The 12,499-nt window shown below is 70.3% G+C and carries 9 protein-coding genes; 6 read left to right on the forward strand and 3 right to left on the reverse strand.

What is annotated here, in order from left to right; genetic code table 11:
• Window positions 1-80 precede the first annotated feature (80 nt).
• On the reverse strand, window positions 81-2,663 hold the full coding sequence (gene glgP / locus ACWDS7_RS07500) for an alpha-glucan family phosphorylase (protein ID WP_451928559.1): 2,583 nt from the start codon (window positions 2,661-2,663) through the stop codon (window positions 81-83).
• 352 nt (window positions 2,664-3,015) lie between these two features.
• Here glgP and ACWDS7_RS07505 point away from each other — a divergent pair, with 352 nt between their 5' ends.
• The 5 genes from ACWDS7_RS07505 to ACWDS7_RS07525 all read left to right on the forward strand — a co-directional run bounded on the left by ACWDS7_RS07505 (window position 3,016) and on the right by ACWDS7_RS07525 (window position 9,951).
• The gene (locus ACWDS7_RS07505) at window positions 3,016-5,163 is read left to right on the forward strand and encodes an alpha-1,4-glucan--maltose-1-phosphate maltosyltransferase (RefSeq protein WP_451928560.1); all 2,148 of its coding nucleotides are present in this window, start codon (window positions 3,016-3,018) and stop codon (window positions 5,161-5,163) included.
• 45 nt (window positions 5,164-5,208) lie between these two features.
• On the forward strand, window positions 5,209-6,912 hold the full coding sequence (treS, locus tag ACWDS7_RS07510; RefSeq protein ID WP_306864703.1) for a maltose alpha-D-glucosyltransferase: 1,704 nt from the start codon (window positions 5,209-5,211) through the stop codon (window positions 6,910-6,912).
• A gap of 4 nt (window positions 6,913-6,916) precedes the next feature.
• Complete coding sequence (locus ACWDS7_RS07515) at window positions 6,917-8,230, forward strand: maltokinase N-terminal cap-like domain-containing protein (RefSeq protein WP_451928561.1); 1,314 nt, start codon at window positions 6,917-6,919, stop codon at window positions 8,228-8,230.
• Window positions 8,231-8,480: 250 nt separating this feature from the next.
• Complete coding sequence (locus ACWDS7_RS07520) at window positions 8,481-9,494, forward strand: MDR family NADP-dependent oxidoreductase (RefSeq protein ID WP_451928562.1); 1,014 nt, start codon at window positions 8,481-8,483, stop codon at window positions 9,492-9,494.
• A 22-nt stretch (window positions 9,495-9,516) separates the two neighbouring features.
• Window positions 9,517-9,951, forward strand: a complete 435-nt coding sequence (locus ACWDS7_RS07525; RefSeq protein ID WP_451928563.1) for a MerR family transcriptional regulator — start codon at window positions 9,517-9,519, stop codon at window positions 9,949-9,951.
• A 158-nt stretch (window positions 9,952-10,109) separates the two neighbouring features.
• Here ACWDS7_RS07525 and ACWDS7_RS07530 read toward each other — a convergent pair whose 3' ends face one another.
• On the reverse strand, window positions 10,110-11,051 hold the full coding sequence (locus tag ACWDS7_RS07530) for a hypothetical protein (protein ID WP_451928564.1): 942 nt from the start codon (window positions 11,049-11,051) through the stop codon (window positions 10,110-10,112).
• A gap of 290 nt (window positions 11,052-11,341) precedes the next feature.
• Window positions 11,342-12,205 carry a LysR family transcriptional regulator gene (locus ACWDS7_RS07535; RefSeq protein ID WP_451928565.1) on the reverse strand — a complete coding sequence of 288 codons (864 nt, stop codon included), beginning with the start codon at window positions 12,203-12,205 and terminating at the stop codon, window positions 11,342-11,344.
• An 82-nt stretch (window positions 12,206-12,287) separates the two neighbouring features.
• On the opposite strand from ACWDS7_RS07535, the gene ACWDS7_RS07540 reads away from it, so the two are divergent.
• Window positions 12,288-12,446 (forward strand): hypothetical protein, encoded by a 159-nt coding sequence (locus ACWDS7_RS07540; protein ID WP_451928566.1) that lies wholly within the window; start codon window positions 12,288-12,290, stop codon window positions 12,444-12,446.
• Window positions 12,447-12,499: the final 53 nt, after the last annotated feature.

The following is a 12,499-nucleotide window of genomic DNA, read 5'->3' on the forward strand; positions in this document are numbered from 1 at the left end:
GGCTCGGCGGGACCGCGGGCCGGCCGGGGGACTTCCGCTCCCCCGGCCGGCCCGCCGGTCTCAGCCGGCCGGTCCCCGGCTCAGCGCAGGGTGCCGTTGGTCATGCCCGCCGGCTCCTCCGGCACGGCCACCAGACCCAGCTCGGAGGGGGCGGCCACGAGAGGGTGGTCGGGGACGACCCGGACGGTGTAGCCGAAGGACCCGGTGCGGTCCAGCGGGATGGTGCCGCTGAAGACCGCCTTGCCGTCGTCGCCGTCCGCCTCCAGCGTCAGGTCCGTGTAGGCCGGGCCGACCAGCTCGTCATGGAGCCCGACCAGGCCGTAGGCGGCCTGGACCCGGATGTCCTGGGGTTGCAGCTCGCCCAGGGCGATGGTCGCCCGCAGCTCCAGTGCCGCCCCCACCTCGGGGGTGTCGCCCAGGTTCGCGGCCTCCACGTGCTCGACCCGGATCCCCGGCCACGCCTGGCTCACCCGCAGCTTCCACGCGGCGAAGCTCTTGGCCGGCTCGTAGCCGTCGGCCACCAGGGCACGGGCAGACCTGGCCGCCGGGGTGTAGAGGTCGACCACGTAGTCGCGGAGCATCCGGCCGGCCAGGACCTTGGGGCCGAGGGAGGTCAGGGTGTGCCGGACCATCTCCAGCCAGCGCAGCGGCAGGCCGTCGGAGGCGCGGTCGTAGAACCGGTCGGCCACCTCGTGCTCGATCAGGTCGTAGAGCGCGCCGGCCTCCAGCTCGTCGCGGCGGTCGGGGTCGGCGACACCGTCGGCGGTGGGGATGGCCCAGCCGTTGGTGCCGTCGTACCACTCGTCCCACCATCCGTCGCGGATGGACAGGTTGAGCCCGCCGTTCAGCGCGGCCTTCATCCCGGAGGTGCCACTCGCCTCCAGCGGCCGGATCGGGTTGTTCATCCACACGTCGGAGCCCTGGACGAGCAGCTGCCCCAGGGCCATGTCGTAGTCGGGCAGGAAGACGATGCGGTGCCGCACGTCCTCCCGGTCGGCGAACTTCACGATCTGCTGGATGAGCTTCTTGCCGCCCTCGTCGGCGGGGTGGGCCTTGCCCGCGATCACGATCTGGACCGGCTTGTCCCGATCGAGCAGCAGCCCGCGCAGCCGCTCGGGATCGCTCAGCATCAGGGTGAGCCGCTTGTAGGAGGGGACCCGGCGGGCGAAGCCGATGGTCAGCACGTCGGGGTCGAGGGCGTCGTCGATCCAGCCGAGCTCGGCGCGGGAGGCGCCCCGGTCGATCCAGGAGCGGCGCAGCCGCTCGCGCGCGGCCTCGACCAGCCGCCCGCGCAGCTGCCCGCGGATCCTCCAGATGTCGGCGTCGGAGATCTTGTTGACGCCCTCCCAGCCCTGGGCCCGTTCGACCAGCGTGGGCAGCTCCCTGCCCGCCAGCTCCATGATCTCCCGGCCGACCCAGCTGGGCGCGTGCACGCCGTTGGTGATCGAGCCGATCGGGATCTCCTCGGCGTCGAAGCCCGGCCACAGCCCCTGGAACATCTCCCGGCTGACCGCGCCGTGCAGCTCCGAGACCCCGTTGACCCGCTGGGCCAGCCGCATGCCCATCGCGGCCATGTTGAACTTGCCCGGCTCCTCCTCGGCGCCGAGCGCCAGGATGCGCTCCACCGGGACCGTGGGCCACGCGTTGTCGCCGCCGAACTGGCGGGCGATCATCTCGGCCGGGAAGCGGTCGATCCCCGCGGGGACGGGTGTGTGGGTGGTGAAGACCGTCCCGGCGCGGACCGCCTCCAGGGCCTCCTCGAAGGAGAGCCTGCTCTCGGTCAGCTCGCGGATGCGCTCCAGGCCCAGGAAGCCCGCGTGCCCCTCGTTGGTGTGGAACACCTCGGGCTCGGGATGGCCGCTCACCCGGCAGTAGGCCCGGATGGCGCGGACGCCGCCGACGCCCAGCAGCAGCTCCTGCAGCAGCCGGTGGTCGGTGCCCCCGCCGTACAGGCGGTCGGTGACGTCACGGGCGGCGGTGTCGTTCTCGGCCACGTCGGAGTCGAGCAGCAGCAGCGGGACCCGCCCCACCTGGGCCACCCAGATCTGGGCGTGCAGGACGCGCCCCTCGGGCAGGCCGAGGGCGATCCGCACCGGCGTGCCGTCCTCCTCCTTCAGGAGGGTCAGCGGCAGTCCGCCGGGGTCGAGGGACGGGTAGTGCTCCAGCTGCCAGCCCTCGGGCGACAGGGACTGGGTGAAGTAGCCGTGCCGGTACAGCAGGCCGACCGCCAGGATCGGCACGCCGAGGTCGCTGGCGGTCTTCAGGTGGTCGCCGGCGAGGATGCCCAGCCCGCCGGAGTATTGCGGCAGGGCCGCGGCGATGCCGTACTCGGGCGAGAAGTAGGCGATGGCCCGGGGCGCGTCGGGGATGGTCTGGTACCACCTCGGCGCGGTCATGTATTCGCGGAGGTCGTCCGCCGCGTCGGCGACCCGTCTCAGGAAACGGCGGTCGGCGGCCAGCTCGCGGAGCCGGCCCGCGTCGACCGCGCCGAGCAGGGCGACGGGGTCATGGCCTACGCGCTCCCAGACGACCGGATCGACCTCGGCGAACAGGTCGATCGTCTCGGGATGCCATGACCAGCGCAGATTGTGCACAAGCTCGCCGAGGGAGGCCAGCTCCGGAGGAAGGACGGTGCGGACGGTGAACCTGCGGATTGCTCTCACGCTGCCAGACCCTAGTTACTCAGCGCCACGAGGGCGACCTAAACACTCACGCGTCTCCCCCTCACCGCTATCAATCACCCCCAAACACATCAAAGCCGGGTTGATCATGTCTTCGGGCAACTCGCCGGAGAGTGAAAGGTCCCGCACTCTTCCGCCTACACGCATGAAGATGGACTATTGGGGCAACGCATCTATGGGCCGCAATACTCCGCCTCCCGGAACCGGCCATCCACGCGGAGGCGGGACGTAGTCCTGCCCCGAGGCCGGTCGCGGGACATTTGAAAAAGCGAAGATCTTTTTTACTGACTTTTTTCCGGCGGTACCGGGCGTGCCGTCGCTACCTTGAGACGCGATGATCGGACGAATCCCAATCCAGGACATCCAGCCCACGGTCGACTGCGGGCGCCGCCCCGCCAAGGCCGCCGCGGGCGAGACCTTCGAGATCACCGCCACCGTGTTCCGGGAGGGACACGACGCGGTGGCCGCCGGAGCCGTGCTGACCGGCCCGGACGGCGTGCGCGGACCGCTGCTGCGCATGAGGGAGCTGGCTCCCGGCACCGACCGCTGGGGCGTGGAGGTGACGCTGCCCGCCGAGGGCGACTGGCACTTCCGCGTCGAGGCGTGGAGCGACCCCATGGCCACCTGGTTCCACGACGCGGGTATCAAGATCCCACGCGACATGGACGCCGAACTCATGTGCGAGGAGGGCGCCCGGCTCTTCGAACGCGCGGCCAAGGCCGTACGGCCCGCCGACTGCGGGGGCGCGGCCCGCAAGCCCGCGGCCGCGAAGGCGGCGGGCGGCGGGACGGCGGGCGGGGCCGGCGGCGCGACGGCGGCGGGCACCCGGACGGCCGGGCGGGAGGCGGTCACGGATTTCCACGTCTGCGGGCACCGGGCCGCGCTGCTGTCGGTGGCGGCCAAGCTGCGCGACAAGGAGCTCGACCCGCGCGCCCGGTTCTCGGTGGCCCAGCTCCCGGACACGGCGGAGCTGCTGCGCGCGCACCCGCTCCGGGATCTGGTGACCAGGTCGGCCAGGCACGTGATCAGGGTCGACCGGCGCAGGGCGCTGTTCGGCTCCTGGTATGAGTTCTTCCCCCGGTCGGAGGGGGCGATCGTCGACCGGGACACCGCCCCTAAATCCGGAAATTTCACGACTGCAGCGAAGCGGCTGCCCGCCGTCGCGAAGATGGGCTTCGACGTCGTCTACCTGCCGCCCATCCACCCGATCGGGCACAGCTACCGCAAGGGCCGCAACAACACCCTGACGCCGGAGCCGTACGATCCGGGCTCCCCCTGGGCGATCGGCTCCGAGGAGGGCGGGCACGACGCCATCCACCCCGACCTCGGCACCTTCGAGGACTTCGACGCCTTCGTGTCCAAGGCCCGCGAGCTGGGCATGGAGGTCGCGCTCGACCTGGCCCTGCAGTGCGCGCCCGACCACCCGTGGGTCAAGGAGCACCCGGAGTGGTTCAACATCCGCGCCGACGGCTCGATCGCCTACGCGGAGAACCCGCCGAAGAAGTATCAGGACATCTACCCCCTGAACTTCGACAAGGACCCGGAGGGCATCTACGCCGAGGTCAAGCGGGTGGTGCGGCTCTGGATGGACCACGGCGTGCGGATCTTCCGGGTGGACAACCCGCACACCAAGCCGGTGGCGTTCTGGGAGCGGCTGCTGGCCGACATCAACTCCACCGACCCGGACGTGCTGTTCCTGGCGGAGGCGTTCACCCGGCCGGCCATGATGCAGGCGCTGGCCAAGGTGGGCTTCCACCAGTCGTACACCTACTTCACGTGGAAGAACTCGCGGCGGGAGGTCGAGGACTACCTGGGCGAGCTCTCCCACGAGACGTCGCACTTCCTGCGGCCGAACGTTTTCGTCAACACCCCTGACATCCTCCACGAATACCTCCAACACGGGGGAGTCCCGGCATTCCGGATCAGAGCGGTCCTCGCGGCGATGGCGATGCCGACCTGGGGGGTGTATGCCGGATATGAACTTGCGGAGAATGTCCCAGTTCGACCGGGCAGCGAAGAATACCTAGATAGCGAGAAATATCAGTACAGACCTCGCGATTGGGTAGAGGCCGAGCGGGAAGGCCGTAGCCTCGCCCCCTTCATCACGCAACTTAATTTGTTCCGAAGAGCACACCCGGCGCTCCAGGAACTGCGTAACCTACGGTTCCATAGCGTCGACCATCCGGACGTGGTCTGCTTCTCCAAGCGGCTGCCCGGCGCCTACGACACGGCCACACGACGGCACGGCCTGGGCGATGTGGTGCTGACGGTCGTGAATCTCGATCCACACAACACCCATGAGGCGACGGTGTCGCTGGACATGCCGTCTCTCGGTCTCGACTGGCATGCCGAGTTCTTCGTCGACGACGAGCTGTCAGGCGAGTCCTATCGCTGGCGACAGAACAACTACGTGCGCCTCGATCCCCATATCCACCCAGCACACATCTTCACTTTGCGTGCCGCGACGGCGAACCAGCGGTGAGCCGGCCGGGTACGCGATACCGGCAGAACAGCGGGGAGTCCACTGGTGAGTCAGCTACCTGAGCCAATCCCGAACACTTTCGACGAGGAGAAGCCGCGCGATCCGTACTGGTTCAAGCGCGCCGTCTTCTACGAGGTGCTCATCCGGGGATTCGCCGACTCCAACGGAGACGGCACCGGAGACATCCGTGGTCTCATCGACAAACTGGACTACCTCCAGTGGCTCGGTGTGGACTGCCTCTGGCTGCTGCCCCTGTACGAGTCACCGCTCCGCGACGGCGGTTACGACATCGCGGATTTCATGAAAATCCTTCCCGAGTTCGGCGATCTCGGAGATTTCGTGAAATTGGTGGACGAGGCTCACAAGCGAGGTATGCGGGTCATCGCCGACCTGGTGATGAACCACACCAGCGACCAGCATCCCTGGTTCCAGTCCTCCCGCCACGACCCCGACGGCCCGTTCGGCGACTTCTACGTCTGGAACGACGACGACGAGCGCTACAAGGACGCCCGGATCATCTTCGTCGACACCGAGACGTCCAACTGGACCTACGACCCGGTGCGGCAGCAGTACTACTGGCACCGGTTCTTCTCCCACCAGCCGGACCTCAACTACGAGAACCCGGACGTCCAGGACGCGATGCTGGAGGTGCTGCGGTTCTGGCTGGACCTCGGCATCGACGGGTTCCGGATGGACGCCATCCCCTACCTGTTCGAGCAGGACGGCACCAACTGCGAGAACCTGCCCAGGACCCACGAATACCTCAAGCGGGTCAGGGCCGAGGTCGACCGCCTCTACCCCGACCGGGTGCTGCTGGCCGAGGCCAACCAGTGGCCGGCCGACGTCGTGGAATACTTCGGCGACCCGGCCACCGGCGGCGACGAGTGCCACATGGCCTTCCACTTCCCGCTGATGCCGCGCATCTTCATGGCCGTCAGGCGGGAGTCCCGCTACCCGATCTCGGAGATCATGGCCCAGACGCCGAAGATCCCCGAGAACTGCCAGTGGGGCATCTTCCTGCGCAACCACGACGAGCTCACGCTCGAGATGGTGACCGACGACGAGCGCGACTACATGTACTCCGAGTACGCCAAGGATCCCCGGATGCGGGCCAACGTCGGCATCCGGCGGCGGCTGGCCCCGCTGCTGGAGAACGACCGCAACCAGATCGAGCTGTTCACCGCGCTGCTGCTGTCGCTGCCCGGGTCCCCGGTGCTCTACTACGGCGACGAGATCGGGATGGGCGACAACATCTGGCTGGGCGACCGCGACGGCGTCCGCACCCCGATGCAGTGGAGCCCGGACCGCAACGCCGGGTTCTCCAACTGCGACCCCGGCCGGCTTTACCTGCCGGTCATCATGGACCCGATCTACGGCTACCAGGCGATCAACGTCGAGGCGCAGCAGAAGAGCTCCGGCTCGCTGCTGCACTGGACCAAGCGGATGATCGACATCCGCAAGCGCCACCCGGTCTTCGGCCTGGGAGCGTTCACCGAGCTGAACTCCTCCAACCCGAGCGTCCTGGCCTACGTGCGCGAGTTCGGCGACGACCGCATCCTGTGCGTCAACAACCTCTCGCGGTTCCCGCAGCCGGTGGAGCTGGACCTGCGCCGGTTCGAGGGATCGGTGCCCGTGGAGACCATGGGCGGAGTTCCGTTCCCACCGATTGGCGAACTTCCGTATCTTTTGACGCTTCCTGGGCATGGGTTCTACTGGTTCACCCTGCCGCCCGTAACCCAGGAGGCGTAAAGCCGTGTTGACGCAGCTCCTTACCGGCTGGATCACCCATCAACGATGGTTCGCCGGTAAGGGGCGGCCGATAGACGAGCTCGGCATCGATTCCGACGTCGAGCTCGCCCCCGGCCTGCGCCATCTGATCATCTCGGTCCACCAGGCCGGGACGCACGACCGCTACCAGCTCCTGCTCGGCACCGACGGGCACACCTCCGGCCGCTACAGCCACGCCCGGATCGGCGAGGGCTACTACGACGCCGCCTACGATCCCGACCTCACCGGCACCCTGCTCACCGGGATGGCCGACGGCCACGACCTCGGCCCGCTCCGCTTCCGCCACCTGGAGGGGGTGGAGATCGACACCTCCCTGCGGAGCCTGGTGCTCGGCGCGGAGCAGTCCAACACCTCCCTGGTGTACGGCGAGACCTACATCTGCAAGCTGTTCCGCCGCCTGATCCCCGGCGTCAACCCCGAACTGGAGATCGTCACCGCCCTGGCCCGGCACGGCGCCCACCACATCGCGCAGCCGTACGGCTGGATCGAGACCGACCTCGACGGTGAGCCCACCACCCTGGCCATGACCCAGGAGTTCCTCGCCACCGCCAACGACGGCTGGGCCCTGGCCCTGGCCAGCGTCCGCGACCTGTACGCCAGCTTCGACCCCTCGGCCTGCGACGCGGGCGGCGACTTCAGCTCCGAGGCCTACCGGCTCGGCGTGGCCACCGCCGAGGTCCACCGCGAGCTGGCCGCCGCCTTCCCCACCGACGTGATGGAGTCGCAGGACGTCAAGCAGATGGTCGAGGACCACCGCCGCCGCCTGGCCGGCGCGATCGCCGAGGTGCCCCAGCTCGCCGCCTACGCGCCGGTGGCCCAGGAGGCCTACCAGCGGGTCGCCGACGTGGTCGCCGAGATCCCCGTCCAGCGCGTCCACGGCGACTACCACCTCGGCCAGGTGATGCGCACGACCACCGACTGGGTCGTCCTCGACTTCGAGGGCGAGCCCGGCCAGCCTCTCGCCGAACGCCGCGCCCTGTCCTCCCCGCTGCGGGACGTGGCCGGCATGCTCCGCTCCTTCGACTACGCCGCCCGCCACCTGCTGGCCGACCATCCCGACGCGGACGAGCTGCGCCCCCGCGCCATCGAATGGGCCGAGCTCAACCGCTCCTCCTTCCTGGCCGGCTACTCCGCCGGCGGCGGCCGCCTGCAGGCCGAGGACGCCGTCCTGCTGCGCGCCCTGGAGCTGGTCAAGGCCGTCTACGAGGTCACCTACGAGGCCCGCAACCGTCCGGCCTGGCTGCCCATCCCGATGGCCGCCTTCCAGGTCGAGCGGTAGCGGGCCGCCGGGGTCCCCCACCGGCGCCGCCTGTCAGGACCTGGCTCCGCGCCCCGGTCCCGGGAGCCGGTCGCGGGACCCGCTTCCGTGACCCGGTCGCGTGACCCGGTCGCATGAGCCGTCCGGAAGGTCCGGTCCCCGGAGCGGGCTTGCACTTGACGTAAGCGTCAAGCTTTAACGTCGTCGGCGACAGCCTTCAAAGCCCGTGCGGGACTGTCCTGCGCGGCGTCCGGCCTGCCGAGGAGCCACCATGACCGTCGCCGTCCCAGCCACCCATCGCGAGGTGCACCTGACCGCTCGCCCGGAAGGGGCGCTCAGCACCGATCACTTCCACGTCGTCGAGGTTCCGGTCCCCGAGCCCGGAGCCGGCCAGGTGCTCGTGCGCAACCGCCTCATGAGCGTCGTCGCCGTGATGCGCACCCTGGTGGGGGACGGCGCCGGCCTGCCCATGCCGCCGTACGGACTGGGCGAAACCCCCTGGGCCCCGGCCCTCGGCGAAGTGGTCGCCGCGCCGGGCGCCGGCCTGAGCGTCGGCGATCTCGTCACGCACACCCAAGGCTGGCGCGAGTACGCGACCGTCGACGCGGCCGCCGCGCAGCGCGTCGACCCCGAGGCGCTGCCCGATGTGGCCGCCCATCTCTCGCAGGGACTGACCGCCTGGCTGGGCATCGTACGGGCTGCCGAGGTGAGGCCCGGCGACACGGTGTTCGTGTCCGGTGCGGCGGGCGGCGTCGGCTCCCTCGCCGGGCAGTTCGCCCGCCTGCGTGGCGCGGCGCGAGTGATCGGCAGCACCGGTTCCCGGCTCAAGGGCCGGTATCTGGTCGAGGAGCTGGGTTACGACGCCGCCGTCATCCGAGGGGAGGGTCCCATCGAGGACCAACTGCGGGAGGCGGCCCCCGACGGCGTCGACGCGGTCTTCGACAACGTCGGCGGCGAGCAGTTGTCGGCCGCGCTGGCGGTGGCCCGCCGCGGCGCCCGCGTCGCGCTTGTCGGCGCGCTGTCCAGCCAGCTGTCCGGTGGCTTCAACGCCCCGGTCGAGATCGACAGCGCCTCTCTCATCCTGCGAGGGATCACGCTGCGCGGAATGTCAGGCAGCGATCATCTGGACGCGATCCCGCAGGCGATGCGGGACTTGGGCCGTGGGCTGCGCGAGGGCACCATCACCTTCCCGCACACCCGTCTGTCGGGCATCGACCAAGCGCCGCGGGCGTTGTGCGAGTTGCTTGAAGGACGTCACATCGGTGCGGTACTGGTGGAGCTGTGACCCAGACCGGAAGGACCTGAAAATGCGCATCGGCGAGGCGGCGGCGTCCGCGGGTCTCACCTCGAGGGCACTGCGCTACTACGAGCAGCGGGGCCTGATCGTGGCACGGCGCACGCCGTCGGGCCACCGCGAATACAGCCATGATGACGTCCACCGGCTGCGGGCCGTACGCGAGCTGCTGGAGGCGGGCCTGACGATCGGCGACGTACAGGACTTCGTCCACGTCCTCGACATGCGGTTCCCGTCGGACGGTGAAGTCTCCGCGACCGTCACGGACGGGTCGAGCCGCTGCCCGGTCGCCGAGGTCACCGGCCGGCGGCTGGCCGATCTCGACAGGCGCATCGAACGGCTGACCGAGCTGCGCGCCCGCCTCACCGAGGCGCTCAACCACCGGTTCGGCGAGCTGTTCCTCGGCCCCGACCAGGCGCGTGACCACAGGCCGGAGCAGGCGGCCTGACGAGCCGCGGGGTGGGGCTGGCGCGGCCGGCCGGAAATCCGCGACGGCCGGCGGGCCCGCCGGGGAGCCGACCGCGACCGCCCGCTCCCCGGCGGGCGTTCCGGGCACGGCGGGCGGCCCCGGGCACGGAGGGTGCCGGGGCCGCCGTGACGCGGGGGTCAGCAGATGACGAGCAGACCTGTGATGGCGGAGCAGGTGGCCGAGGCCGTGTCGTTGGCCGGCTGGGTGTCGGCCGGGGCGCTGTCGAGACGTCCGGCCGTGACGGTGAGGCGGTTGCTGATGGTCAGCAGCTGGGTGTGCAGGCCCAGGGACCTGGTCACCGAGCCGCCCGCGGGCAGGGAGCCGAGGTCACAGGTGACGGTGCGGGCCCCGGTGTCGGCGGCGCAGCCCGGGGCCGCCGGCCGGGCGAAGCCCGCCGGATAGGTGAAGCGCAGCCGCGCCGCGGTGGCGGTGGCCGGCCCCCGGTTGGTGACGGTGGCGGTGAAGGTCGCGTAGACGACGCCCAGCCCCTTGGGGGAGGCCGCCAGCGAGACGGCGAGGTCGGCGGCGGGCGGGGTCTCGTTGATCGTCAGGTCGCCGAGGTCGGTGGTGACGGGGCCGTCGCCGAAGTTCTCGGTCAGGGTGGCGTGCAGGGGGACCTGGCCCGACGCGGTGGTCTTGAAAGGAAGATAGATCAGCGTGCGGTTCGTGTCACCCGGATCGAAGTCACCCCAGTCGACGGTGACGGTGCGGCCCGCGGTGTCGCCGGTGACGGCCCGCGTGTGGCCCTCCACATCGGACGACCACCAGGACAGGTCGCCCGCGTCGAGACTGCCGTCGGCCTCGGGGGCGAAGGTGATGGTCAGCGGGGCCGTCTCGATCCTGCGGTCCGAGGTGTTGGTGTAGACGAGGTCCAGCAGGGCCTCGGCACCGGGGGCGACGGTCCTGGACGTGGTGAGCGTGATGTGTCCGGGCTGCCCGATGGTGATCGTGGTGGCCTCTTCGGCGGCGGCGCGCTGCGGGCCCGCCAGTCCGGCGGCGACCAGGAGCGCCAGCAGGAGGCCCGACACCACGGATGTCCGGTGCGCACGGCCTGGCGCGATGCCTGTCGTCGGGAACATGCCTTCTCCTTCATGCTCATGGCTTCATGCGGCGAAGAACAACACCTGGATGGTCGCCGTGCGGGGCCCCGCCGGTCTCCGCTCGGCACGGGGCCGGAGCGGACAGGCGGGATCGCTCCGTACAGGGCGATATGCAGAGTGTGACGGATCTTCGTGAAACATGAGGTGTTTCCGGCATATCAGATGAGATCAGCATGAATTCCGCTTCAGCCGGAGAAGGCCGGCCGGCCCGCCGTTCAGCCGGCCCCGGCGGTGCCGGAGGCGCTACGGCTCGGGCGACTCCGAGGGCGCTACGGCTCGGGCGACAGGGCCTCGACCAGGTCGCGGATGGTGCTGCGATGATCGCCGGGCCGCCACGCGAGGGCGAGCACGCTCGGGGACAGACCCGTGACCGGGATCGTCATGATCCCCGGCCGCCGGTAGATCTCGGCGTTGCCGGCGGCGAGCAGGACGATGGTGTCGCCGCTCTCAAGCGCCGCGAAGGTCTCCTCGGCGTTCGTCACGGTCGTGCAGACCACCGGTGACCGCCCGCCGCGCTCGTCGGTCGCGAGCCAGTGGTCGCGGAGCGGGCCGGCGCTTTCGGGGAGCGCCAGGAAGTTCTCCTCCAGGAGCTCGGCGAAGGCGACCTCGTCCCGTCCGGCCAGCCAGTGGTCGTGCCGGAACGCGACCCAGCGCGGCTCTCGGGCCACGACCCGGATGTTGAGATCGTCCTGACCGGGGAACGGCAGCCAGACGAACGCCACGTCGACCTCGCCCTCGGCCAGGCCCGCCGTGGGGTCGGTCCAGTTGACCTGGCGCAGCCGCAGGTCGCAGGCCGGACGGCGTTCGGTGAACCGTTCCCGCAGCGTTCCCAGGAGACCGCGTCCGACACTGGTCGACATGCCCACGGTCAGCCGTGAGGCTTCGGCGGCGACGGCGGCGTCGACGGCCTGCTGGGCCTCGTCCCACTGCTGGAGCAGCCGGCGGGCGGCCGGCAGCAGCGCCTCGCCCGGCGCGGTGAGCCGCACCGTGCGCCGGTCGCGGTCGAACAGCCTCACCCGCATCAGCTCTTCGAGCTGGCGTATCTGCTTGCTGAGCGCCGGCTGCGAGATGAACAGGCGCTCGGCCGCGCGGGTGAAGCTGAGCTCCTCCGCCACGGCCACGAAATACCTCATGTCACGCAGATGAGCATCCATAACGGTCGGCTATTACAGCAGATATTGGACATGCGGGGAAGGCCGACGCCACGATTGCGGCATGAGCACCACGGAGGATCGCCACCTGGTGACCGTCGGCGGCGCCACCGCGCTCCGCACGGCGTCGTCCCAGGTCACGCGCCGCCTCACCGATCCGTTCGGCCCGCCGCCGTGGACGCCGGGCGGCACCTGCCGCTTGGCCCCGCACACTGCCCGATGACGGCCCGACCGGCGGGTTCTTCCGCGACGGCCGTCCCCTCCCCTGATGAACAC

Source organism: Streptosporangium sp. NPDC003464, from assembly GCF_053588315.1.

Bases quoted from the DNA above. Each gene is read 5' to 3' on its own strand.
- ACWDS7_RS07530 (WP_451928564.1), bottom strand. From the start codon at position 11,051: ATGTTCCCGACGACAGGCATCGCGCCAGGCCGTGCGCACCGGACATCC.
- ACWDS7_RS07540 (WP_451928566.1), top strand. From the start codon at position 12,288: ATGAGCACCACGGAGGATCGCCACCTGGTGACCGTCGGCGGCGCCACC.
- ACWDS7_RS07505 (WP_451928560.1), top strand. From the start codon at position 3,016: ATGATCGGACGAATCCCAATCCAGGACATCCAGCCCACGGTCGACTGC.
- ACWDS7_RS07520 (WP_451928562.1), top strand. From the start codon at position 8,481: ATGACCGTCGCCGTCCCAGCCACCCATCGCGAGGTGCACCTGACCGCT.
- ACWDS7_RS07525 (WP_451928563.1), top strand. From the start codon at position 9,517: ATGCGCATCGGCGAGGCGGCGGCGTCCGCGGGTCTCACCTCGAGGGCA.
- ACWDS7_RS07535 (WP_451928565.1), bottom strand. From the start codon at position 12,205: ATGAGGTATTTCGTGGCCGTGGCGGAGGAGCTCAGCTTCACCCGCGCG.